Raw genomic sequence first — 25,002 nt, 5'->3', positions numbered from 1 at the left:
TTGCCTGACTTGCGGATAGATCGTGCGTTGAACTTTGTCGTAAAAACTCATTCTAACGCGTAGTAGTTGTGCAGTTCTAGTCCTGGAAGCATCGGTTGAATTGCCGGCCGAGTGGTGGGCGTGGCTGTCGGGTGATATGCACGTTCGAAGATGTTTTCCAGGTACCAGGCGTTAAATCCAGGCCCAAACTTACCGTCCCAGAACTTTTCGTCGTCTATTTCCAACGATTTTCGGTACCAACCTGGAAGATGCGTGCTACGTTGACTCAGCGCTTCCCGCCACGATGGACGGGACCTGCTAGCGACTAGCCGCAGTGCCACTTCGCCACACGCTGGGCAGTTGAGTTTTGTGTCAGTGTCCGTGTTAGATTCTTCTTCATCTGTCAGTGATTCGGCTGGCGACGCTGGCGTGGGCTGCCCCGAAAGTCCCGCCGCAGCACGTAGCTGGGTGCTGCACTTTGCTTGGTAGATCGCTCGTCGTTTGTTAGTCCAGCCTCCCATGTAGCGTGTCTTGGTTAATTGGTTCGGTTGGATGTGTAAACACCAACGCCGCACGAACTCGATTGTGCTGAGTGTCACGGGAACTTGAACCGCTTCGCCGCCTTGAACTTTCCCTTCACGTGCCAAGAAGGTCACCTGCTGTTCGTCCGCCGTTACGATTCGCGAGTCGCTGATTGGCCCGCCCGTAAGGTAACGTGTCAGATAACGAACCAAATCGTTGGGACCGCTGGAACTGGCCGGGGGCGGTTGAATAAAGCTGACCCAGTCGCGTGCGCTAAGATGCTCAATCAATTTGTCCCAGCCTTCGTCGGTGCGCAGATCCCCGAACGTTGGCTCGACGTCCAACTTTAATTTGCGACGCGTTCTTAATCTCTGCAAGTGGGAGATCGCCGCTTTGCGAAACGCCACTCGTAGGTTAATTGCGTCGACCAGGTAATGATTGTCGCTCAAGCCGCTATCCGGCGGCGCGGTACTGCTCTTCCATTGATTATTGCGGACGCCAGGTCCTGAACCGGGGACGAGCGCGTGGACATGCCAATGAGCTTCTAGCTTTTGATTCCAAGTGTGTAAGACCATGATCGCTGCGGGTTCGTACTGTTGTTCGCGGCGAATCGTTCTATTAAGACCTTTCCAAGCAGCGGTGAATAAGAGATTTGCCAGCGGTTGTCGGTTGGCAAGGGCGATGCGAGAGAGTTCACTCGGCAGGGTGAAGACAACTTGATAGTAGTCGACTCCATCGATCAGCAGTTTACTGGCCCTTTCGCTGAAGTCGAATCGTTTGCCACCACTGCATCCTGGGCAGTGGCGATCGCCGCATGAATTCGCCACGATGCAGGTTGAGTTGCACGCTTTGCATCGATACTCGTGACCGCCCAGTGCCGGTGTGCGGCAAAGTGTTAGCTTTGCCAGCACGCCCTGTACTTGCCAACTGGCACCGCCTTCGCGGTACCGGTCAACGAATTGTTTCGCACCGATCCTAAGAATCTCTAGAACACTTAGCTGCTTGCCTCCGGTGGCTGGCTGCCTGGTTTGTTGTTCTTCTGATTGTTGTTCTCGGCTGGTGGCCGATAGGTGGGCAGTTGTTCGACCGGTAGCCAATCCAGTGGACTCGGGGTAGATAGCATGTGTTCCCTGCGACAATGGAGGTAGACCATCGTCGTCGCAAAGCTCGCATGTCCCAGGAGCCGGCTGATCGTCAACAAGTCGACTCCGGCTTCGAGTAGTCCGGTCGCGTAGGAGTGTCTCAGGGTGTGAGGTGTGACGTTCTTGTGAATCTTTGCCAAGAGGGCTGCTTTCTTGATCGCTTTTTGGATCGACGTGTCGGCGTATGTCTTGTCTGCCGAGTTGCCCGGAAAGAGAAGCGACTTGGGTTTGTAGCGTTTCCAGTAATCCCGCAACTCGCTCAGTAATCGCGGCGAGAGGGGAACGATTCGGTCCTTGGCTCCCTTGCCGTGAGTGATCCGAATCTGCATTCTCTGGGAGTCGATGTCGTGGACTCTTAGGTTTGCCGCTTCTGAGAATCTCATCCCGGTTGCGTAGAGAGTCGTTAGGAAGACTTTGTGTTTGTGGCACGTCGTGCATCGTAGTAGCTCGTCGACTTCATGTCGGCCGAGGACCACAGGTAGCGTTTTGGGTCTCTTTCCAAACGGCACCATGGTGACCGGCCAATTGACTCGGATGGTATGTGTGTAGAGGAACCGTAACGCGCAAACGGCCTGATTGAAGCTGCTGTAAGCAAGTTTCCTTTCTTCGATTAGGTGGAGCTGGAAGGCTCGAACGTCTTCCGGGGTCACGCGGTCCAGCGGCTTTTGAATAAAGTCGGCGAACTTTCCCGCGTGGTAGGTGTAGGCATCGATGGTCCGAGGTGCCAAGTTGCGGATTTTCATATCCTGAGCGAGCCGAATCGTGAGCGGGCAGGGTCTTTTTTCGTGGGGAGTCATCATGGTATTCCCAATTTGAGGCGTGCTGCAGTGACACGAAGTGTGTCGATTGCTTGAGAAGCCCATTGCAATTGCCGTCACAGAAAGCGCAACCTCTTTAATCGTTTTATTCGTCAAGCGGTCAAAATAGGTTGCCGAGAGAATCGTTAGATTCGTTAGCGTGTGTTGGTGGTGTCGCTGATACCGATTCTGCTGGCGCCAAGCTGGGAGCTGCTTGTCTCGCGCCAGCGAAAAAAGAAAGAAAGGAAAACAGCCGGCGCAGCCGCTCGCAAAATTTTGAATGCCCCCGCCCGCGCCGAGTCCTGAAGGTGGCGCTGAGTTCAAGGGTATGAATGAGGGAGATAAAGAGAGCCGCGGGGGAGTTGAAGAGAGACCGGGGGACTGTTTGATTGCCCGGCTGGCATGGATGCCAGCATCGTCCCACGCAGGAAGCGTGCCGGCATTGGCCAGGGCAGCGAGTGCCCCATCGCCTTGCCGAACCCCGTCAACTCACCGCCCCAGTGCTGTCACCACGCGCGAGCAATTCGATTAAGTTCAACGCCTGCCGTAACCGGGCACGAACGGAAGGCTTGGATTTCAGTTGACGCGTGAATGAGTGCTCCGGTTCACGGCTTTGTTATTTGCCTGGATCTGTATCTTGTGCGATTTGCCATACGACACAATCGCAGCAGTGTGGATCATCGGGAAAGTCGATTCGCATTTTATCGGCTATTGATTGGGCAACCTGCAAACTGGACAACAGGCCAAATGAGTTTACTGATTTAGGATCAATAAGTCCGGGAAACGGGCCGCAATTTGTTAAGACGCTGATGGAGTCGTACCCATCGAGAATGTCGAAGCCGCAATGTGTAAATCCACTGGGCGGTGGAAGCTCCGTTTCTGGTGCGTCAATCATCGCAATAATTTGATTCTGCCCAATACGCCAATTGCATCGCTTTCGAAGGTAGGCCAAGTCGTGGAACCAAGTTGTGCGGTAATCCTCCTGTACGTTGTGAGGCCAATCGGAATCTGTTGGTGAGTCGATCAATTCAGGACAAAGCACGTGATCCAAGGTCACGATCTCCGTAGCTGCGGTGAAGCCAATCCACGCAATGTATTTGGCCCACGCGGCGGAATCGTCTGGAGTAAACCGTTCACGTGCGGTGAAGATCCAGTCCGACATGGCATTGGCAAATAACGATTCGGATCAGCCGGCCGAGAGTTGACGTTGCCGAGCGCAGCGAGCCCGCCGGCTATTTTCGGCTCGGCTGCATCCGTTGGTTATCCGCGATCCGTCACGTCGCATTATTTGCAACGGAGCCAGACGTTGTAGTGCGTTGGAGCTGCCAAAGAATCGCGGCTGATGCAATTGCGCCAACGGCCGAGACAATGCAAACGAATATCCCAGACCAGGTAGAAACGTCGATTGGGGCAAGGGGGATCACGAGCAATACCACAAACCCGATCATTGCGGTCCTAAGTCCGCGTTGCACTGTAGTTTCCGCAATTAGGCAAAACGCCGTCCCCATTGCCGCCGTAATTAATCCCAATGCAATTGTGGCCAACCCTACAGGGCTAGAACGAACCGCAGTTGTCGCAAGACAAATGGCCAATGCCGCCACGATCCAGCAGCAAGAAGTCAGCAGTTTGGATTTCATCTCATTCTCCTGTACGAATGTTTGGTGTTGATAGTGGTTGAAGCGGATAACGTCAGTCGTCAGCGGGCGGCGGGAGAAGATTATGAACGAACCAAACAAACAAACCACCGCCGCTCCGTTGCAGTACGCCCAACATGGGCGTGATCTTGTGGGGTGCAAGTCCCCTGTACTCAGTTCCGGTTTCTTTCACGACGAGGCAGTATACCAAATGTAACTCCGAAGAAAGACAGTACGAGGCGAGGGCAACTGCGGAAGGGTGACCGACCGTGGAAAGGAAGCCTGCGAATGTGCTCGTGAAGTTAGCTCCGGTGCGGGGAACGTGCGGTTCGACGATGACTGAATCGGACAAGGTTTCCCCGGCCAAGACGTGCTAACCGCATTTACGCCAAGACCCGCCAGGTGACGAACAGAAATCCGATATGAGGCCGACGACTCGAGGTGAGTGGGCTGCTGACCACGAAACCGAACCGGAAGAACGAGCGCAGGTAGATCGGGCACTTGGGCGGGGACAGATCACGTGTCGCGGGGCGATTACATCAAACCCCGACGTCCCTTATTTGGGGAGGGCTTCATCCTGTGTCCGCCAGTAGAGCTTGCTCCAACGCGGGGTGGGCCGTGGTAACACGAGCCCACGATTGAAGTCGGCAGCAGAGGGCATAGTAGCGAACCGCCGAAGCCAACGGCGACATGAAGGCCTGAACGTCACAAGACAAGGAACGAACCACCGATGAACTCTGACCAGCCGAACGAACCGGCGAAACAGCTCTCCCTCTGGGAAGAGTTTGTGGAGCAATCGCAAAACATCCAGCGTGATGATTCAGCTCAGGCGTCCATCGAGAAGTCAGCCTTGGACGAAAGCCACGCTTTGATGGAAGAGATTGTTGACGAAGGCACGATCGAGGCGGCTTGGGCGAAAGTCAAAGCAAACCGTGGAGCCCCTGGCCCCGACGGCGTCACGATCGAAAACTTTCCTGAGTGGTTCCGACCACAATGGGAAGGCATCCGTCAGCAACTCCTCGATGGAACGTACCGTCCCCAACCGGTACGGCGCGTTAGCATCGATAAACCCGATGGCGGCACGCGAGAGCTCGGTATTCCAAACTTGCTCGACCGTTTGATACAGACTGCCATTGTGTTAGTCCTCACCCCGATCTTCGATCCGGACTTCTCCGAGTCGAGTTTCGGCTACCGACCTCACCGCTCGGCTAAAGATGCAGTCAAGCAAGTGCAAAAGATCATTCGAGGTGGTCGTCGTCGATGCGTCGATATGGATCTATCGAAATATTTTGACAGAGTCAATCACGATATATTGATGACACGCGTGGCCCGCAAGGTCCACGACAAACGCCTTTTGAAACTGATCGGACGCTACTTGAGAGCCGGTGTGTTGGTCGACGGCTTATGCCAACCCAGCGAAGAAGGAACTATGCAAGGCGGCCCGTTGTCACCACTGCTTTCGAACATCTACTTAGATGACTTGGACAAGGAGTTGGAACGACGAGGGTTGCCGTTCGTGCGGTACGCAGATGACTTCGTGATCTTCACGAAAACAGAAGCGGCGGCGCGGCGTGTGTACGGGAGCATTGAACGCTTCTTGACCGACCGATTGAAACTGTCCGTCAATCACAACAAGAGCCAAGTCCGCAAGACGGATGGGCTTGAGTACGTGGGTTACGAATTTCGTGGCTACGGCGGCCAGATCCGGGTGAGCAAGAAGAAGCTCGCGACTTTCAAACAACGTGTCTCGAAGATCTTTCGTAGAAACCGAGGCGTGTCGATGAAGTCACGTTATGCAGCGTTCCGTGCTTATGCTCGTGGTTGGTTAGGCTACTTTGCGTTGGATCAAGTGAAGACAACGTTCACCAACTTAGACAAATGGATTCGTCGTCGGGTACGCGCCTGTTACTGGAAGCAGTGGCGGAAATCGAAGACCCGGCTGAAGAATCTGATGTCGTTGGGCTTGTCTTATCGTGTCGCTCGTGGCTTTGCGATGAGCGGCAAGGGTCCCTGGCGTCTTTCCGCGACGTCGGGTGTCCAACGAGCTTTATCCAACGAGTACCTAGCCGCCGAGGGCTTGTTTATTCTTGAAGAGCGCTGGCTATCGCTTGCATCCTTGCGTCGAAACGCCTAGTGCGGACCCGCATGCTAGGTGTTGTGGGAGGGTCCCCGGGCAACCGGGGCCCTATCCCGATTGGCTTTGTTCCCCGCCGTTGCGTCACTTTACGAACCCGATTCAGTTGGCCGTGTCATCACGACGTATTTACCGGTCAACGAAATAGTTCTGTCCGCTCGCCGATCGATTTCCATGGATTCGACCGTGGGTTTCGACTCGAACGTGCCCGAAAAATCGCGGGGTCGCTTCGCCCAGACAACGACATGCAATTCTTTGTCGTCTGCAAGCCAGATGCCAGCATCAGCACCGTCGTCGAATGAACCATCCGTAGCGAGTGTAACGAGGCCGCGCGGTACGCCATCGATTCCGGTGACATTCCATTCGCCTGCAAGCGACGAATTCGTGGCAATGCCATCGTTGTCTGGCTGTGGATATGTCGCAAAAGCAATCGCTGCAATTGAGGCTATGCAAACAGCAACCAAGCGAAAGTAACGGAGTCGTTTCTCGGGAGTCATCTTGTTTACCTCTAGGTTTGGGGCTTGGTCGGGGAACGTCGGCGATCACCCCGCCCGAGCGATTGAGGTAGATCTGAAAAATCGGATTTTGGCGAGGGCTGGGGTGGATCGCATGGTTCCCGGCTCGCGCGCCGATCCCGAGCGCATCCGGGCCCGCCAATACATTCCATTACGGTACCGAACTCCAAACCCGCTTGCAATCATTTTCGAGTCCTGGGAATCAGATTGACTTTATTGCGAGCATCTTCGCCTGGGACGGTAGAGCATTAGTTCATTGAAGGTATCTCCCGAACAACTTCGGTAGCATCACGTTCGTCCGGAGAGGACGCATTTACCACTGGTGCAATCGACTGCAAGTTGCGAGCAAACGTATCGATCAGTACTCGCAACTTCTGCGCGAAACAATCATCGAGCATGGACTATCAATGGACGCTTGCAGAGAGACCAAGTTCAGGCCCGAAGAGCTCTCCGCCGGGAACGGTTGCGATCACCTCGCCCGAGCGGCAGAGGTAGATCTGAAAAATCGGAGTATGGCGAGGGCTGGGGTGGATCGCATGGTTCCCGGCTCGCGCCACGATCCGAAGCGCATCCGGGCCCGCCAATTCATTCCATTACGGTACGGTAGTCCAAACCCGCTTGCAATCATTTTTGAGTTCCGGGAGCCAGACTGACTGTATTGCGAGCATCTTCGCCTGGGACGGCAGTGGAAAATTTAATTGGAGGTATCTCGCGAGCAACCTCAGCAGCATCAGGTTCGTCCGCAAAGGATGCAGTTGGCACTGGTTCAACCGATAGCAAGTTGCGAGGCAAGCGCATCGATCAGTACTCGAGGCTTGTTCGCGCGCACCAATCATCGAGCATGGGCTTTCAATGGACGATTGCAGAGAGACCAAGTTTAGGCCCGAAGAGCTTGACGCCGGGAACGATTGCGATCACCTCGCCCGAGCGGTAGAGGTAGATCTGAAAAATCGGAGTATGGCGAGGGCTGGGGTGGATCGCATGGTTCCCGGCTCGCGCCACGATCCGGAGCGCATCTAGGCCCGCCAATTCATTCCATTACGGTACCGTAGTCCAAACCCGCTTGCAATCATTTTTGAGTTCCGGGAGCCCGATTGACTTTATTGCGAGCATCTTCGCCTGGGACAGCAGTGGAAAATTTAATTGGAGGTATCTCGCGAGCAACTTCGGCAGCATCAGGTTCGTCCGGAGAGGACGCAGTTGGCACTGGTTCAACCGATAGCAATTTGCGAGGCAAGCGCGTCGATCAGTACTCGAGGCTTGTTCGCGCGCACCAATCATCGAGCATGAGCTTTCAATGGACGATTGTAGACAGACCAAGTTCAGGACCGAAGAGCTTGACCCGGGAACGATTGCGATCACCTCGCCCGAGCGGTTGAGGTAGATCTGAAAAATCGGAGCATGGCGAGGGCTGGGGTGGATCGCATGGTTCCCGGCTCGCGCCACGATCCGGAGCGCATCCGGGCCCGCCAATTCATTCCATTACGGTACCGTAGTCCAAACCCGCTTGCAATCATTTTTGAGTTCCGGGAGCCCGATTGACTTTATTGCGAGCATCTTCGCCTGGGACAGCAGTGGAAAATTAAATTGGAGGTATCTCGCGAGCAACTTCGACAGCATCAGGTTCGTCCGGAAAGGACGCAGTTGGCGCTGGTTCAACCGATAGCAAGTTGCGAGGCAAACGCATCGATCAGTACTCGAGGCTTGTTCGCGCGCACCAATCATCGAGCATGGGCTTTCAATGGACGATTGTAGAGAGACCAAGTTTAGGCCCGAAGAGCTTGACGCCGGGAACGACCGCGATAACCGAGTCGCGGGAGTTGATTGTCCAATGCGAAATCGCCCGGCTACCGCGACTTCGGTTGATCGCATGGTTATGCGTTCGTAGCGTACGCGTGATGTCACCCCATAAGCCCGGATGCGAGAAGGACGATGGAAACGATGCCAACGTACGTTCGCGTATGGTTCCAGCGTTGCCAACGTACTTGGTAGTCTGGCCAAACTGCATCAGCATCAGGAACGTCTGCCTCTGCCAGTTTGTTATTCAGCGGGACATTGAAAAGCATCGTGATTCCGAATGGGCCAACCAGATAAAGAATAGAACCGCAAAGCGAAAAAACAGATCTTTCCATGTCGAGGTTCATTAGTGCATTCATTCCGATCACCGCACAGAGTAGTGGTGTTCCCAGAAAGAACGCGAGGAAAATCGGGTTGATAATCTTTTTGTTGATTTCCTGCATCGCATGCATGCCCTGTTCGTTGGGCAGCTTTGCCAACGCTTGCATTACGAAGTTCGAGAATGCGAACAAAAGACCGGTTACAACACCAGCACCAGTAATTGCTCCAACGGTAATGATTGTCATGTCATGACGGCGAGGTTTAAATTCAAGCAACGCATAACGCCTACGTTCACGCGGCGGGCGCGTTTGACATTGATTTCAAAACCGACGCTGCCGCCCGCTCGCGTGCAACGTTTTGTTCGCCATCATTTCCCGGCACGATTCCGAGAATAGGCAAGACGTGCCGTCTGCAATTTCGTGCGATTGTCACCCAGACTGTCGAGGAGTTCAATGGCGCGTTGCCAATCATTCCGTTTGAATGCCATTTCAGCCGACCGGGATGTTTCCTCATATTCGCGTTGTTGGATTTTGGATGTCCGGAGTTGCTGAACGGAATTCCAAAGTGATTGGTCATTTGCAAAGAACCGCCCACCATGGTCGCGCAGGGCACCGGCAAGTGTATTGTATTGTTCCATCATTTTCTGAGTGTCACCAAATGCGTTGTAGACACCAGATGTAAATTCCAGTCGTTGTTCGGGCGATTCGATTGCAAGGAGTTCGAGTACGTAGATCGTGTTGTGATATTCAGGAGGCCAACCGCGTCCGAACTCAAGGTCTTGTTCTAATCGGACGGGGGCCGTTGAAAGACAGACGAATAGTTCTGGAGAACTCGACGACTTCTGGCGGTACGTCACCTTGTAGAATGAGTGATTACTGCTCAATTCGGGTGACGCTATGGTCTCTGTGAGCGTGAAGCCGCGGTCGATTTCGAGGAACGACAGTGCGTTGCGGGTGGCAAGCATGAATGCATCGGCAGTGTTGGTCATCATTTCGCGTAACGACTGCTTTGATGGCGAACGTCCAAGGTAACCCGGCGGCGGCCAAGTGACGATGATTCCAGATTCCGCACGATCCGCCGCTCGGGTTCACCGATTTGTTCGGCCCATTTTTTTTATTTTATTTGGTTCCCACCGGCTTCACGGCGGGGAACATCCAGTTGCCATCCAGGATCTCCTTGCGGGGCTGGTAAAAGCGCACTGTGTAGTTCCAGCCTTCAGTAATCGGCAGATGGTTCAGACTATCGGAATCACCACCGAAATGGATCGTGAACGAACCGTCTTCATTGGGTGTGCCTGTCAGGTTGTTCACACTGTAGGCGCCCTCATCGTTGGCTTCAAAGTATCCATCTTTGTTGTACATGCTGACCGACCAAAAGGCATCCACAGGGACATCCTTGACGGTGAGTTGATAGGCGCCGACCGGGAGCCCTGGTTCCACGTTGAGGTAGTAGGCTTCTTCTTCCGGCAATCCACCCCATCCCCATGCCGTTCCGAGCAGGTGCCGAATCGGGTCGACATCCTCTTTCTTCCCGAAGGTGGCACTGGCGTCGGCCATGCCCTTTCCCAGTACGAGTAAGGCGTCGTAGGTGACCTTGTAGCTGGCTTCGTCGTAGGCCGGATGGGTGTAAGGTTTCGCGGACTTGGCCTCGATCTTCAATTGATCCTGCAAGGCGTTTGCCTTCTTGACATCATCAGGATCGGACGCGTTGACCAGGGTGCGTACGGACAGGTTCACAAATGGTGTTCCATATTCTTCGACGGTCAGCCGGTGTTCGCCCGGTTCATGGATCACCTTGTTGATGTAGTGGTCCTCGTTGACGACCATGATGGACAGGTAGCGATCACCCGCGTCGGGCACGGTGAGGGTGGCCCCCTTGCTGATGTCGACGACGGCGGCGCTGTAGAGCGTGTCACGGTTCATCCGGATGACGTTCTGCTTATCGAGCGGCGTGGGTCCACGCAGATGAACGAACTGGTTGATGCCCTCCGTCATTTGAAGGATTCGGTCGAACTGCGCGGACGTTTCGGCCCTGGCGAAGTTTTCGACATTGACGACGACCGGCGATGCTACGTCTTCGGCATGGACGCTCGAGGCGGCGATGATCGTCGCGAGGACAAGGCTGCTTGCGGTGATGATGGTTTTCATGGTAATTCGTTTTCGTGGTGAGTTGATTTCCGGTTGTCTTGTTCGTTAGTCTTCCTTGCCTTCGGTGGCGACCACTCACCTTCGCGGGCGGCCTTCTTGGGGCCATATAGCCGCATCACCATGTAGAAGGGACCATCAGGTGCGGGTAGCCAGTTGGACTCAAGGTCCGGGCCGGGCGACTCCTTGCCGATGTGCAGCACTAGGGAGCCGTCCTCCTCTTTCTTGAAATGGTCCAGCATCAACGAGCTCAAGAGGTAACGGTCGAGCCGATTGTCGATGAAGAGCTGCGTCTTGCCGTCATACAACGACAACGACCAGAAAGCCTTGACCGGTGGGAGCGTCCCTTTCGGGAAGGTGACCGTATAACTATGGTTGGATCCGTCCAGTGGCTCCCCCTCGGCATCGTTGAGATACATCGGGTAGCTCGCCTCGGCCGCCGAATTGCCGTAGAGTCCCATGTGCCCAGCCACGGAGCGGAGCAGGTCTGGCTTCCCCAGGCCGTAATTCGTTTTGGCGCTCTGCCGGAGGAACTTCCGGGTGCCGAAGATCTTCCCGCTGGTGAGGGGATCGTTCACGTGCTCCGCGATGAATGCCTCAATCTCGGCAAACCCCTCCTTCACCCCGGCTTTGAGGGCCTCCTGCGTTTCCGCCGGCAGGGCGGAGAAATCAAAGTCGGCCTCGGTGCCGATACCGAGACGAGCGAGGTCCTGCCAGAGTGCTTCCTCCCCCGGTCCCGGCTTGCCGAGCAGATCCATCATAAAGTCCAGGTAGCCGAAGAAGCGCTGGTCGAATTGTGAGCCCTCGTCCCAATCCGGGAATTTCGGCCGGCTCGATACCGCCGGGGCCCGCCCATCGAGGAAGGCGCTCAGCGGTTCCAACTGATACTGCCCTTGGATCTCCTTGACCTTCGGCAGATCATCCGACCCGAACAGCTGCGTGCGGGTGATATTGAAAATGAAGTCGGTCTCGGACCGGATGACCTCGGTGATGCCATCCGGCTTGGCACCGTCCCAGCCCGGTCCCGCGAGCAGGTAGCGGCCGGCCTGATTGCCGGTGGTCAGGGTGCCGACATAGGCGAAATTGTGGCTGTAGAGGTCGACCAATTGGAAACTGTAGTATCGCTTTCCCATCTCTGGGACGGCCAGGACAAGCGGCTCCGCCCGCAGGTCCATCCAAAACATGCAGTAGGGGGTGTCGGCATTCGGCGTGACGACCGCTTTGTCCTCCGGAGTGAACAGCCTCGCTTCGCAGGAGACCTGATTGAATGGGCCCTTGTATTCCGGATTGTCCTCGTCCACGACATAGTTCCACATGGTCTTGTAGTTCATGACCATGGGGAAGCCGTAGAGGTAGGCCTTTTTCGCAATGGCCTGCGATTCTTCCACGTCGGGGCGATCCTTGGCCAGGACGCTTGCCAGCGGCATCGCCAGGTAAATCAAGATCAGAATGGTGGTTCTAAAGCTGCGTCTTTCGTTCATGCAATTTTTCTTCGTTTGTTTTTGGGCCAGGGCCCTTCCCAGCGATGGAAATTTCTGAGCCGAACGATTGCGATCACCTCGCCCGAGCGGTAGAGGTAGATTTGAAAAATCGGAGTATGGCGAGGGCTGGGGTGGATCGCATGGTTCCCGGCACGCGCCACGATCCGGAGCGCATCCGGGCCCGCCAATTCATTCCATTACGGTACCGTAGTCCAAACCCGCTTGCAATCATTTTTGAGTTCCGGGAGCCCGATTGACTTTATTGCGAGCATCTTCGCCTGGTACGGCAGTGGAAAATTTAATTGGAGGTATCTCGCGAGCAACTTCGGCAGCATCAGGTTCGTCCGGAAAGGACGCAGTTGGCACTGGTTCAACCGATAGCAAGTTGCGAGGCAATCGCATCGATCAGTACTCGAGGCTTGTTCGCGCGCACCAATCATCGAGCATGAGCTTTCAATGGACGATTGTAGACAGACCAAGTTTAGGCCCGAAGAGCTTGACGCCGGGAACGTCTGCCGTAACCGGGCACGAACGGAAGAACTTTGATTTAAGTTGCCGCGTGAATGAGTGCTCCGGTTCACGGCATTGTTATTTGGCCTTTTGGGCAGTTTCGGGCGACGCATCGTTCGGAACACGGGCGAACAAGGATGCGATCCACTGCGCGTCCGAGTCAGGCAATTCAGCAGTTCGGTTCTCAGTGTATGACTCAGTCTCCCACAGCGATCCTGTGTAGCTGAAGTGTCTCAGTTTGGTGTCGCCATCCTGTAGATCAATTGTCCGGTCACCAAGGTTTCCGGGCAACGTGTGCCAATACGGTTTCCATTTTGCGTCTTCGTAGATGTTTCTTAAGCGATTGATCGTTTCCGTGTCCGAAATTACATATTGCTTGCCGTGGCTGCGAATCAGAATCGAGTCTGACTTCTGAAAATCAGCGACCCATTGCGGATTCGGAGCACGAGACGAAAGCTGACATCCGGGTGCAGCTACGAGCAATGGAATGATGAGAAGTCTCGCCAATCGCATGCTCGCCTCCACTGCGGCCAAATAACGGCAGCGATCACCGAGTCCGGACGATAGATCTTCCATTTCAAACCCACGCGCAAGCCGGACTTCGCGTGCATCGCATTGTTATTCCGCCGTCATTCCTTGTAGCGAATTTTCAATTTCTTAAGTCTTGCAAGGACCGTAACATCTTCTACGGCAGTGTTCGACAATGTAAGTTCGCGTAGGTTACTCAAGGCGGCAAGTGGTTTAACGTCAGAAAGTTCATAGCAGTCGATGAATTTCAATGCGCGTATCTTTAAACATTTAGCAAGCGGTTTGAGGTTTAATACTCCCGGGCATTCGTAAAATGTCAGGGTTTCAAGTCTGGGCAAGGCAGAAAGAGGGGCGATACTGCTCAATTCTGCACACCATGAGAACGAGATAGTTTTGAGTTTGTGAAGTTTTTTCAGTGGAGACAGGTTTTTGACAGCCCCGTCTGTGATATGCAATTCTTCCAACTGGTGAAGTTCGGAGAGCGGGGCCAGGGAACTATGAGAGTCGCTCCGTAGAGATAAAAATTTCAAACGGGTTAAATTCTTGAGCGGAGAATAGTTCTTGATGCCACCTCCGTCTAACGTTAGCGAAGCCAATTCAGTTAGTTCCGCAAGCGGTTTGAGATTTTTCAAACCATCACCACTTACCTCAAATGAACTCTTCTTTCGACCAGATTTCCATTTTTTGATAGCCGCTGGAAGCGGATCACTTGCGATTATTCCTCGCCCAGTCGATTTGACGTCACTCTTCTTTGGCTTGCGCCCTCCGTGTTTCTTTAACAATTCGAACAATTGGCGATCTTCATCGTTCTCGGGATCTTCTAAACCTATGAAGAGGTTGTAGTGTGCAAGTCGTTCGGACGGAACCTGATTCACGTCGACTCCGTATTCTATCAACAATTGGAACATCCGAATTCGATTTGATGTTTCAGCATTGTCCAATTCCGTAATCGGTGCGCCGAGATCCGGATCCGCACGTTGTTCTAGTAGCATTCTCGCCATCTTCAAGTTTCCGCTGGCAACAGCAGCGTTCAATGCTGTGTAACCCATTGCATCCCGTAGATTCACATCAGTCCCTGAGTCGAGGAACGCGGTGAAGATGTTCATCCGATTATCCCGAACGGTGTCAAAGAAAACCCTGTGGTCGTTTATAAAATGGGGCATGCGTTTGAGAAATCGCTTTGTTGTTCGTTTACATTTGGCTTCTTCGAGATACAGCCCATATTCTTCCAGCCAATCTTGGTAGGGGTCTCGTTGCTTGGTTTTTTTCTTTGCCATTTTTTTACGTAGGCGGAATAACAGTGGGGTTCAGCGGGGCCGCGCGAACGACTCACCACTTCAAAAACGTCAACTCGCGGCCTCCGTTGCAACCCATGGTTCCCGCGATTCTGATGGCTTAGATTTGACGCAGAGTGTGCGTTTCAAGGAAACGTATTGCCCATTGGCTGCTGCAAACTCCAATGGTGGCTTAAAGACCGTTTTCCGTGACCCAAACCATCGCTTAATCCTCAACTGGCTTTACGCTTTTTACCTTAAACATGATTTCAAAATCGCCATACCGGCACTCGAAGACTGCACCTTTCACCACTGGAAACGATCCCCGACCTGACGCCCTCGCTCGCTGACTCGGCAACGGTGCCCCATCGTCGGTTGGAAGCTCTTTCTCGTTTGACCGAACGAGCGAAGTGCAATTAAGTGCTTCTATAGTGCAGTTATCTCCGTCCCATTTCGACAGTCTCAACTGGTAATACGACTTCCAAAAGCGACTTTCATTCCAAGTTCTACCCGACTTCTCCCGTGAAATACCTCGCTGCCATTCCAGCGATTCTTTGGGGTTACGGCAGCACCATTCCAATTCAACAATCCGAGGCCGAAAGAGTTTCAATTCAACCTCCGCTGTATTATTCGGTCGTATGACGACGTCCTCCAATGCAGGTCCTTGCAATTCTAGATCTCGGTTTGGGAAAGATGTCACGGTGTACTTTCCAGGGGCGATGTCTACCATGACTATGCCATCATCTCCAACCTGAAACTCGCCGCCATGGTAAAAGTCATCGGGCGCAATACTGATCGATCCACCACTTATGCTAACTCCCGACTCAGGAATACAGCGGACAATGAGTTGCCCCACGGACTCCTCGGGGACGGGTTTGAGCAGTATCTCGCCACCGCAAACGATTTGACCCTCGTTGAAATCAAGCTTCGTTGCCGCCGAATGGTGTTTCAGGGCGGCAACTTTGAGAACAGGGGATCTCCCATTACGAGGCGGGTTCCCGGGATCCACTGCAACCGTAACGAATTCCCCGCTCTTTACTTTCTTCCGAAATCCGTATCCACCACCACTTGGAAAACAAAGCCCTTCTTCGCTCAGCAGGACTTCGTCTTCCAAATCTTCGTGTTCAAGCCTTGCGCGAATCACAGCGACCTTGGTGAATTTGGCCCACCTTTTCTCACTCATTTTTCTCTTGGCATCTGCCAACGCTTTTTCCCATTCCGCGTCGAGGGCAGGACTGCGATCATGCACGTACTTGTTAGCCTCTTCGACGTGGTTCCTTGAGCGGACCTCTAAGTATGTGCTGTCGTCCGCGCTAAGCCGGTCAATTGGGACGGCAATTTTACGACCGTCGTCTGTTTGTAGCTGGACATGGGTCGCGTTGCTTTGCAGCAGTCTGGCTCTCAATTCAAAATTCCCGGTGTTGTCTCGCCACACGCGAATCTCGGCTTGCTGTTCTTGTGCAGCGCAAAAATCTGAGTGAGAAAAAAGCAAAAGGGCCGAAACTACCGCTAGTGCTGGAAATCTCCTGAAAGCGACTATGAGCATTGGATCGATAATTCAAAATGAGGGTGAGACCTGAAATCATCGGGAACGGCGGCGATCACCTCGCCCGAGCGGTTGAGGTAGATCTGAAAAATCGGATTTTGGCGAGGGCTGGGGTGGATCGCATGGTTCCCGGCTCGCGCGCCGATCCCGAGCGCATCCAGACCCGCCATTACATTCCAGTACGGTACCGTAGTCCAAACCCGCTTGCAATCATTTTTGAGTCCTGCGATCCAGATTGACTTTATTGCAATCATCTTCGCCTGGGACGGCAGCGCATAAATTCATTGAAGGTATCTCGCGAGCAAGTTCGGCAGCATCACGTTCGTCCGGAGAGGACGCATTTACCACTGGTGCAATCGACTGCCAGTTGCGAGCAAACGTATCGATCAGTACTCGCAACATCTGCGCGCACCAATCATCGAGCACGGCCTTTCAATGGACGATTGTAGAGAGACCAAGTTCAGGACCGAAGTGCTTGACGCCGGGAACGCTAGCCGTCACCTAGCGGCCGCGATTAAGTTTGAGTTCAGAAAAATGTCTTTCGGCCGCTTAGGTGGACGGCATTGTTCTCCGCCGTTGCACCCATTTACGAACTCGATCCAGTTGGCCGTGTCATCACTACGTGCTTACCGACCAACGAAATAGTTTTGTCAGCCCGTCGATCGATTTCCATGGATTCGACAGTGGGTTTCGACACGAATGTGCCCGTAAACTTGTGGGGTCGCTTAGCCCAGACAACGACATGCAGCTCTTTGTCATCTGCGATCCAGATGCCAGCATCAGCACCATCGTCGAATGAACCATCCTTCGCGAGCGTAACAACGCCGCGCTGTACGCCGTCGATCCCAGTGACATCCCATTCGCCTGCAAGCGACACATTCGTGGCAACGTTGTCATTGTTTTGCTGTCGAAACACGGCAAAAGCGATCATCGCAATCGCTGCAATTGACGCGACGGAAACAGCAATGATGCGAACGTTACGGAATCGATTCTCAGTCGCCATCATGTATACTCCCAGGTTTGTATCTCAGTCGGAGAACGACCCGCATCACGGGGCGGCGGGAGTTGATGTTGATTTCAAAATCGGCTGGCCACCGCCGCTCCCGTGCATGCGATGGTTCTGCCGCGTATCGTTGCCGTTTGGTCAATCACCGAGGCAGACAACGCGTCGATCAATATTGTACGCATGATTGAGCATCTGTTTAAACGCCTCGATGCGATCGAGCGCGCCTGATTTCGTGAGCAGTTTATCGATCGGCGTTCGGTTTTCGCCATGGTAGCCGATCGTTACATGCCATTGGTCGCCACGTGATCTCACATCACCCTCGGCCTTCTCCAGCACCAAGAAGAACGCGAGCAACTCTTCGGCGAAGAATTCGGCGTTGCCATACAGATCCACCATTTGCCCAACTTCACTGTAAACCTCTTCGAAGTAGGGATAGAGGAACCAGTAGAGAGGATCGTCGTCCTCGAAGGGTAGGTGATCGGTGCCGGCATGGTCCTTGATTGAGATGGTGACGGCCATCTGTTGAGCATGTCCTAATTCTCGGGAGCGGCTAGCGGCAGAACGTCTGCCGTAACCGGGCGGCGACGAAAGATTTTCCATTTCAAAACGCGCGACTTCGCCGCTCCGGTTCACGGCTTGGTTATGTGCCTTTACGCGTATGTTTTTAGAGTTTCGATGATTTCTCTTGATCGCTCTTCAAACGCCTCGCGAATAGCTTCAGATAATCGCTCCAAATTGTCAAAATCTGGGTCGGCAAGCAGCCGTATTTCGGCAATCGAATATTTTGGCATTGCATTCTCGTTTACCCAGTCTAAGTCCTTTAGCGATTCCCAGTAGCGAATCTGCACGTCCTTTGTTTGCCCTAAAAGCCATAGTTCAAATGCAACCTGCTGATGGTTTAGCACGATCGCGAATTTCAATTTCTTCTTTTTGAGATAGGTATTCTGCAAGTAGAAGTAAGTAACGTCGATGTAGCCGTGCAATATATGGGCAACGGCGAACTCGTCGCCGCAGGTTTTTGCAAAATCGGTTCTGAGCGATTGAACCACACCAACCAAGGTTTGGTAAGTCTTCTGGATGTCGCCACTTGCGAGAGCCCTTTTGTAGGCGGCAATGCGAGAAGAAATAGGGTTGGTTGGCATCTGCGCAGTTCCGTCGTCCTTGGCACATAACGAATTGCGATCTATCCGCTGGTCAGGCTTTAAAAAAGCCCAACTTTTGTTGGGCTCTTTGCCTGACTTGCGGATAGATCGTGCGTTGAACTTTGTCGTAAAAACTCATTCTAACGCGTAGTAGTTGTGCAGTTCTAGTCCTGGAAGCATCGGTTGAATTGCCGGCCGAGTGGTGGGCGTGGCTGTCGGGTGATATGCACGTTCGAAGATGTTTTCCAGGTACCAGGCGTTAAATCCAGGCCCAAACTTACCGTCCCAGAACTTTTCGTCGTCTATTTCCAACGATTTTCGGTACCAACCTGGAAGATGCGTGCTACGTTGACTCAGCGCTTCCCGCCACGATGGACGGGACCTGCTAGCGACTAGCCGCAGTGCCACTTCGCCACACGCTGGGCAGTTGAGTTTTGTGTCAGTGTCCGTGTTAGATTCTTCTTCATCTGTCAGTGATTCGGCTGGCGACGCTGGCGTGGGCTGCCCCGAAAGTCCCGCCGCAGCACGTAGCTGGGTGCTGCACTTTGCTTGGTAGATCGTTCGTCGTTTGTTAGTCCAGCCTCCCATGTAGCGTGTCTTGGTTAATTGGTTCGGTTGGATGTGTAAACACCAACGCCGCACGAACTCGATTGTGCTGAGTGTCACGGGAACTTGAACCGCTTCGCCCCCTTGAACTTTCCCTTCACGTGCCAAGAAGGTCACCTGCTGTTCGTCCGCCGTTACGATTCGCGAGTCGCTGATTGGCCCGCCCGTAAGGTAACGTGTCAGATAACGAACCAAATCGTTGGGACCGCTGGAACTGGCCGGGGGCGGTTGAATAAAGCTGACCCAGTCGCGTGCGCTAAGATGCTCAATCAATTTGTCCCAGCCTTCGTCGGTGCGCAGATCCCCGAACGTTGGCTCGACGTCCAACTTTAATTTGCGACGCGTTCTTAATCTCTGCAAGTGGGAGATCGCCGCTTTGCGAAAGGCCACTCGAAGGTTAATTGCGTCGACCAGGTAATGATTGTCGCTCAAGCCGCTATCCGGCGGCGCGGTACTGGTCTTCCATTGATTGTTGCGAACGCCAGGTCCTGAACCGGGGACGAGCGCGTGTACGTGCCAATGAGCTTCGAGCTTTTGATTCCAAGTATGTAATACCATGATCGCTGCGGGTTCGTATTGTTGTTCGCGGCGAATCGTTCTATTAAGACCTTTCCAAGCAGCGGTGAATAAGAGATTTGCCAGCGGTTGTCGGTTGGCAAGGGCGATGCGAGAGAGTTCACTCGGCAGGGTGAAGACAACTTGATAGTAGTCGACTCCATCGATCAGCAGTTTACTGGCCCTTTCGCTGAAGTCGAATCGTTTGCCACCACTGCATCCTGGGCAGTGGCGATCGCCGCATGAATTCGCCACGATGCAGGTTGAGTTGCACGCTTTGCATCGATACTCGTGACCGCCCAGTGCCGGTGTGCGGCAAAGTGTTAGCTTTGCCAGCACGCCCTGTACTTGCCAACTGGCACCGCCTTCGCGGTACCGGTCAACGAATTGTTTCGCACCGATCCTAAGAATCTCTAGAACACTTAGCTGCTTGCCTCCGGTGGCTGGCTGCCTGGTTTGTTGTTCTTCTGATTGTTGTTCTCGGCTGGTGGCCGATAGGTGGGCAGTTGTTCGACCGGTAGCCAATCCAGTGGACTCGGGGTAGATAGCATGTGTTCCCTGCGACAATGGAGGTAGACCATCGTCGTCGCAAAGCTCGCATGTCCCAGGAGCCGGCTGATCGTCAACAAGTCGACTCCGGCTTCGAGTAGTCCGGTCGCGTAGGAGTGTCTCAGGGTGTGAGGTGTGACGTTCTTGTGAATCTTTGCCAAGAGGGCTGCTTTCTTGATCGCTTTTTGGATCGACGTGTCGGCGTATGTCTTGTCTGCCGAGTTGCCCGGAAAGAGAAGCGACTTGGGTTTGTAGCGTTTCCAGTAATCCCGCAACTCGCTCAGTAATCGCGGCGAGAGGGGAACGATTCGGTCCTTGGCTCCCTTGCCGTGAGTGATCCGAATCTGCATTCTCTGGGAGTCGATGTCGTGGACTCTTAGGTTTGCCGCTTCTGAGAATCTCATCCCGGTTGCGTAGAGAGTCGTTAGGAAGACTTTGTGTTTGTGGCACGTCGTGCATCGTAGTAGCTCGTCGACTTCATGTCGGCCGAGGACCACAGGTAGCGTTTTGGGTCTCTTTCCAAACGGCACCATGGTGACCGGCCAATTGACTCGGATGGTATGTGTGTAGAGGAACCGTAACGCGCAAACGGCCTGATTGAAGCTGCTGTAAGCAAGTTTCCTTTCTTCGATTAGGTGGAGCTGGAAGGCTCGAACGTCTTCCGGGGTCACGCGGTCCAGCGGCTTTTGAATAAAGTCGGCGAACTTTCCCGCGTGGTAGGTGTAGGCATCGATGGTCCGAGGTGCCAAGTTGCGGATTTTCATATCCTGAGCGAGCCGAATCGTGAGCGGGCAGGGTCTTTTTTCGTGGGGAGTCATCATGGTATTCCCAATTTGAGGCGTGCTGCAGTGACACGAAGTGTGTCGATTGCTTGAGAAGCCCATTGCAATTGCCGTCACAGAAAGCGCAACCTCTTTAATCGTTTTATTCGTCAAGCGGTCAAAATAGGTTGCCGAGAGAATCGTTAGATTCGTTAGCGTGTGTTGGTGGTGTCGCTGATACCGATTCTGCTGGCGCCAAGCTGGGAGCTGCTTGTCTCGCGCCAGCGAAAAAAGAAAGAAAGGAAAACAGCCGGCGCAGCCGCTCGCAAAATTTTGAATGCCCCCGCCCGCGCCGAGTCCTGAAGGTGGCGCTGAGTTCAAGGGTATGAATGAGGGAGATAAAGAGAGCCGCGGGGGAGTTGAAGAGAGACCGGGGGACTGTTTGATTGCCCGGCTGGCATGGATGCCAGCATCGTCCCACGCAGGAAGCGTGCCGGCATTGGCCAGGGCAGCGAGTGCCCCATCGCCTTGCCGAACCCCGTCAACTCACCGCCCCAGTGCTGTCACCACGCGCGAGCAATTCGATTAAGTTCAACGTTTGGCATAACCGGGCCGCCGCGGTTGATGCTCCATTTGAAAACGCGCCGTCGGCGGCTCCGCGTTCATGCCATTGTTATCCGAGCGCCCGACTATGGCAAACCGAACACTGCATGGTAGATCCCAACAGAGCCGAAGTAAGCTGAGATTACAGCTGCGGCCCGATACAGGCGGTGTGAAAACGGTTTGGGAGCTAAAATGATCAGCCAGGATGCAACCCAAATAGCCGACATAGTAATGCGAAATGTGAGGATGAATGACGAATCTGCCAACCCGAGAGGGGCTAGGAATATTGCCGGCCCATAAAGGTAGAATCCATAAACGGGAAGTCCCTTTGCTCCTAGCGCGGAAACGATCGCGAAGAGAATCAGCCCAGTCGACACACCGAGGGTAGCAGAAATTACAAAGGTCCGAGGCCAACCATCAAGTCGGCGTTCGCGAACGGGGAAAGAAGTCCGCGGAGACTCATATGGGTTAGCGTCCATGCACGTTCCATTCATTTGTTCGGATAACGAATTGCGATCTATCCGCTGGTCAGGCTTTAAAAAAGCCCAACTTTTGTTGGGCTCTTTGCCTGACTTGCGGATAGATCGTGCGTTGAACTTTGTCGTAAAAACTCATTCTAACGCGTAGTAGTTGTGCAGTTCTAGTCCTGGAAGCATCGGTTGAATTGCCGGCCGAGTGGTGGGCGTGGCTGTCGGGTGATATGCACGTTCGAAGATGTTTTCCAGGTACCAGGCGTTAAATCCAGGCCCAAACTTACCGTCCCAGAACTTTTCGTCGTCTATTTCCAACGATTTTCGGTACCAACCTGGAAGATGCGTGCTACGTTGACTCAGCGCTTCCCGCCACGATGGACGGGACCTGCTAGCGACTAGCCGCAGTGCCACTTCGCCACACGCTGGGCAGTTGAGTTTTGTGTCAGTGTCCGTGTTAGATTCTTCTTCATCTGTCAGTGATTCGGCTGGCGACGCTGGCGTGGGCTGCCCCGAAAGTCCCGCCGCAGCACGTAGCTGGGTGCTGCACTTTGCTTGGTAGATCGTTCGTCGTTTGTTAGTCCAGCCTCCCATGTAGCGTGTCTTGGTTAATTGGTTCGGTTGGATGTGTAAACACCAACGCCGCACGAACTCGATTGTGCTGAGTGTCACGGGAACTTGAACCGCTTCGCCCCCTTGAACTTTCCCTTCACGTGCCAAGAAGGTCACCTGCTGTTCGTCCGCCGTTACGATTCGCGAGTCGCTGATTGGCCCGCCCGTAAGGTAACGTGTCAGATAACGAACCAAATCGTTGGGACCGCTGGAACTGGCCGGGGGCGGTTGAATAAAGCTGACCCAGTCGCGTGCGCTAAGATGCTCAATCAATTTGTCCCAGCCTTCGTCGGTGCGCAGATCCCCGAACGTTGGCTCGACGTCCAACTTTAATATGCGACGCGTTCTTAATCTCTGCAAGTGGGAGATCGCCGCTTTGCGAAAGGCCACTCGAAGGTTAATTGCGTCGACCAGGTAATGATTGTCGCTCAAGCCGCTATCCGGCGGCGCGGTACTGGTCTTCCATTGATTGTTGCGAACGCCAGGTCCTGAACCGGGGACGAGCGCGTGTACGTGCCAATGAGCTTCGAGCTTTTGATTCCAAGTATGTAATACCATGATCGCTGCGGGTTCGTATTGTTGTTCGCGGCGAATCGTTCTATTAAGACCTTTCCAAGCAGCGGTGAATAAGAGATTTGCCAGCGGTTGTCGGTTGGCAAGGGCGATGCGAGAGAGTTCACTCGGCAGGGTGAAGACAACTTGATAGTAGTCGACTCCATCGATCAGCAGTTTACTGGCCCTTTCGCTGAAGTCGAATCGTTTGCCACCACTGCATCCTGGGCAGTGGCGATCGCCGCATGAATTCGCCACGATGCAGGTTGAGTTGCACGCTTTGCATCGATACTCGTGACCGCCCAGTGCCGGTGTGCGGCAAAGTGTTAGCTTTGCCAGCACGCCCTGTACTTGCCAACTGGCACCGCCTTCGCGGTACCGGTCAACGAATTGTTTCGCACCGATCCTAAGAATCTCTAGAACACTTAGCTGCTTGCCTCCGGTGGCTGGCTGCCTGGTTTGTTGTTCTTCTGATTGTTGTTCTCGGCTGGTGGCCGATAGGTGGGCAGTTGTTCGACCGGTAGCCAATCCAGTGGACTCGGGGTAGATAGCATGTGTTCCCTGCGACAATGGAGGTAGACCATCGTCGTCGCAAAGCTCGCATGTCCCAGGAGCCGGCTGATCGTCAACAAGTCGACTCCGGCTTCGAGTAGTCCGGTCGCGTAGGAGTGTCTCAGGGTGTGAGGTGTGACGTTCTTGTGAATCTTTGCCAAGAGGGCTGCTTTCTTGATCGCTTTTTGGATCGACGTGTCGGCGTATGTCTTGTCTGCCGAGTTGCCCGGAAAGAGAAGCGACTTGGGTTTGTAGCGTTTCCAGTAATCCCGCAACTCGCTCAGTAATCGCGGCGAGAGGGGAACGATTCGGTCCTTGGCTCCCTTGCCGTGAGTGATCCGAATCTGCATTCTCTGGGAGTCGATGTCGTGGACTCTTAGGTTTGCCGCTTCTGAGAATCTCATCCCGGTTGCGTAGAGAGTCGTTAGGAAGACTTTGTGTTTGTGGCACGTCGTGCATCGTAGTAGCTCGTCGACTTCATGTCGGCCGAGGACCACAGGTAGCGTTTTGGGTCTCTTTCCAAACGGCACCATGGTGACCGGCCAATTGACTCGGATGGTATGTGTGTAGAGGAACCGTAACGCGCAAACGGCCTGATTGAAGCTGCTGTAAGCAAGTTTCCTTTCTTCGATTAGGTGGAGCTGGAAGGCTCGAACGTCTTCCGGGGTCACGCGGTCCAGCGGCTTTTGAATAAAGTCGGCGAACTTTCCCGCGTGGTAGGTGTAGGCATCGATGGTCCGAGGTGCCAAGTTGCGGATTTTCATATCCTGAGCGAGCCGAATCGTGAGCGGGCAGGGTCTTTTTTCGTGGGGAGTCATCATGGTATTCCCAATTTGAGGCGTGCTGCAGTGACACGAAGTGTGTCGATTGCTTGAGAAGCCCATTGCAATTGCCGTCACAGAAAGCGCAACCTCTTTAATCGTTTTATTCGTCAAGCGGTCAAAATAGGTTGCCGAGAGAATCGTTAGATTCGTTAGCGTGTGTTGGTGGTGTCGCTGATACCGATTCTGCTGGCGCCAAGCTGGGAGCTGCTTGTCTCGCGCCAGCGAAAAAAGAAAGAAAGGAAAACAGCCGGCGCAGCCGCTCGCAAAATTTTGAATGCCCCCGCCCGCGCCGAGTCCTGAAGGTGGCGCTGAGTTCAAGGGTATGAATGAGGGAGATAAAGAGAGCCGCGGGGGAGTTGAAGAGAGACCGGGGGACTGTTTGATTGCCCGGCTGGCATGGATGCCAGCATCGTCCCACGCAGGAAGCGTGCCGGCATTGGCCAGGG

The 25,002-nt window shown here is 53.9% G+C and carries 19 protein-coding genes; 1 reads left to right on the top strand and 18 read right to left on the bottom strand.

Annotated features, from left to right (window positions below; translation table 11 throughout):
- Positions 1-47: 47 nt before the first annotated feature.
- From SH139x_RS23000 to SH139x_RS22990, 3 genes are all read right to left on the bottom strand, one after another.
- A complete protein-coding gene (locus SH139x_RS23000) occupies positions 48-1,598 on the bottom strand; it encodes an IS91 family transposase (protein WP_488352102.1) in 1,551 nt (516 codons plus the stop codon).
- Positions 1,496-2,443, bottom strand: a complete 948-nt coding sequence (locus SH139x_RS22995; RefSeq protein ID WP_488352085.1) for a tyrosine-type recombinase/integrase — start codon at positions 2,441-2,443, stop codon at positions 1,496-1,498. The genes SH139x_RS23000 and SH139x_RS22995 overlap by 103 nt, the downstream gene beginning before the upstream one ends.
- A gap of 613 nt (positions 2,444-3,056) precedes the next feature.
- Entirely contained in the window at positions 3,057-3,602 is a 546-nt protein-coding gene (locus tag SH139x_RS22990) for a hypothetical protein (protein ID WP_488352101.1), read from the bottom strand.
- 1,202 nt (positions 3,603-4,804) lie between these two features.
- Here SH139x_RS22990 and ltrA point away from each other — a divergent pair.
- A complete protein-coding gene (gene ltrA, locus SH139x_RS22985; protein WP_488351765.1) occupies positions 4,805-6,208 on the top strand; it encodes a group II intron reverse transcriptase/maturase in 1,404 nt (467 codons plus the stop codon).
- 89 nt (positions 6,209-6,297) lie between these two features.
- Here the strand turns inward: ltrA and SH139x_RS22980 are convergent, their stop codons facing one another.
- From SH139x_RS22980 to SH139x_RS22910, 15 genes are all read right to left on the bottom strand, one after another.
- A complete protein-coding gene (locus SH139x_RS22980) occupies positions 6,298-6,705 on the bottom strand; it encodes a hypothetical protein (protein ID WP_488352100.1) in 408 nt (135 codons plus the stop codon).
- A gap of 1,919 nt (positions 6,706-8,624) precedes the next feature.
- Complete coding sequence (locus tag SH139x_RS22975; RefSeq protein ID WP_488352099.1) at positions 8,625-9,086, bottom strand: anthrone oxygenase family protein; 462 nt, start codon at positions 9,084-9,086, stop codon at positions 8,625-8,627.
- 122 nt (positions 9,087-9,208) lie between these two features.
- Positions 9,209-9,832, bottom strand: coding sequence for a hypothetical protein (locus SH139x_RS22970; protein ID WP_488352098.1), 624 nt, complete (start codon positions 9,830-9,832; stop codon positions 9,209-9,211).
- Between the two features lie 127 nt (positions 9,833-9,959).
- Positions 9,960-10,988, bottom strand: a complete 1,029-nt coding sequence (locus SH139x_RS22965) for a DUF1214 domain-containing protein (protein WP_488352097.1) — start codon at positions 10,986-10,988, stop codon at positions 9,960-9,962.
- Positions 10,985-12,466, bottom strand: a complete 1,482-nt coding sequence (locus tag SH139x_RS22960) for a DUF1254 domain-containing protein (RefSeq protein ID WP_488352096.1) — start codon at positions 12,464-12,466, stop codon at positions 10,985-10,987. Before SH139x_RS22960 ends, SH139x_RS22965 begins: the two co-directional genes overlap by 4 nt.
- Positions 12,467-13,054: 588 nt before the next feature.
- Positions 13,055-13,552 (bottom strand): hypothetical protein, encoded by a 498-nt coding sequence (locus tag SH139x_RS22955; RefSeq protein ID WP_488352095.1) that lies wholly within the window; start codon positions 13,550-13,552, stop codon positions 13,055-13,057.
- A gap of 53 nt (positions 13,553-13,605) precedes the next feature.
- On the bottom strand, positions 13,606-14,781 hold the full coding sequence (locus SH139x_RS22950; protein WP_488352094.1) for an ankyrin repeat domain-containing protein: 1,176 nt from the start codon (positions 14,779-14,781) through the stop codon (positions 13,606-13,608).
- Between the two features lie 223 nt (positions 14,782-15,004).
- Complete coding sequence (locus SH139x_RS22945; RefSeq protein ID WP_488352093.1) at positions 15,005-16,324, bottom strand: SHD1 domain-containing protein; 1,320 nt, start codon at positions 16,322-16,324, stop codon at positions 15,005-15,007.
- A 586-nt stretch (positions 16,325-16,910) separates the two neighbouring features.
- The gene (locus SH139x_RS22940) at positions 16,911-17,330 is read right to left on the bottom strand and encodes a hypothetical protein (RefSeq protein ID WP_488352092.1); all 420 of its coding nucleotides are present in this window, start codon (positions 17,328-17,330) and stop codon (positions 16,911-16,913) included.
- 138 nt (positions 17,331-17,468) lie between these two features.
- Complete coding sequence (locus tag SH139x_RS22935; protein ID WP_488352091.1) at positions 17,469-17,963, bottom strand: hypothetical protein; 495 nt, start codon at positions 17,961-17,963, stop codon at positions 17,469-17,471.
- Between the two features lie 17 nt (positions 17,964-17,980).
- Positions 17,981-18,472 carry a DUF7000 family protein gene (locus SH139x_RS22930; RefSeq protein WP_488352090.1) on the bottom strand — a complete coding sequence of 164 codons (492 nt, stop codon included), beginning with the start codon at positions 18,470-18,472 and terminating at the stop codon, positions 17,981-17,983.
- Positions 18,473-18,607: 135 nt separating this feature from the next.
- Positions 18,608-20,158 carry an IS91 family transposase gene (locus SH139x_RS22925; RefSeq protein ID WP_488352086.1) on the bottom strand — a complete coding sequence of 517 codons (1,551 nt, stop codon included), beginning with the start codon at positions 20,156-20,158 and terminating at the stop codon, positions 18,608-18,610.
- On the bottom strand, positions 20,056-21,003 hold the full coding sequence (locus SH139x_RS22920; protein WP_488352085.1) for a tyrosine-type recombinase/integrase: 948 nt from the start codon (positions 21,001-21,003) through the stop codon (positions 20,056-20,058). The genes SH139x_RS22925 and SH139x_RS22920 overlap by 103 nt, the downstream gene beginning before the upstream one ends.
- A 1,154-nt stretch (positions 21,004-22,157) precedes the next feature.
- On the bottom strand, positions 22,158-23,708 hold the full coding sequence (locus tag SH139x_RS22915) for an IS91 family transposase (RefSeq protein ID WP_488352089.1): 1,551 nt from the start codon (positions 23,706-23,708) through the stop codon (positions 22,158-22,160).
- Positions 23,606-24,553 (bottom strand): tyrosine-type recombinase/integrase, encoded by a 948-nt coding sequence (locus tag SH139x_RS22910; RefSeq protein ID WP_488352085.1) that lies wholly within the window; start codon positions 24,551-24,553, stop codon positions 23,606-23,608. Before SH139x_RS22910 ends, SH139x_RS22915 begins: the two co-directional genes overlap by 103 nt.
- Positions 24,554-25,002: the final 449 nt, after the last annotated feature.

The organism is Kothea flammea (assembly GCF_052161645.1).
In the GTDB taxonomy this organism is placed as follows: Bacteria; Planctomycetota; Planctomycetia; order Pirellulales; family Pirellulaceae; genus Laterigemmans.
Note: the sequence above shows the minus strand (reverse complement) of the source record. Positions and strands in the feature narration are given on the sequence as shown.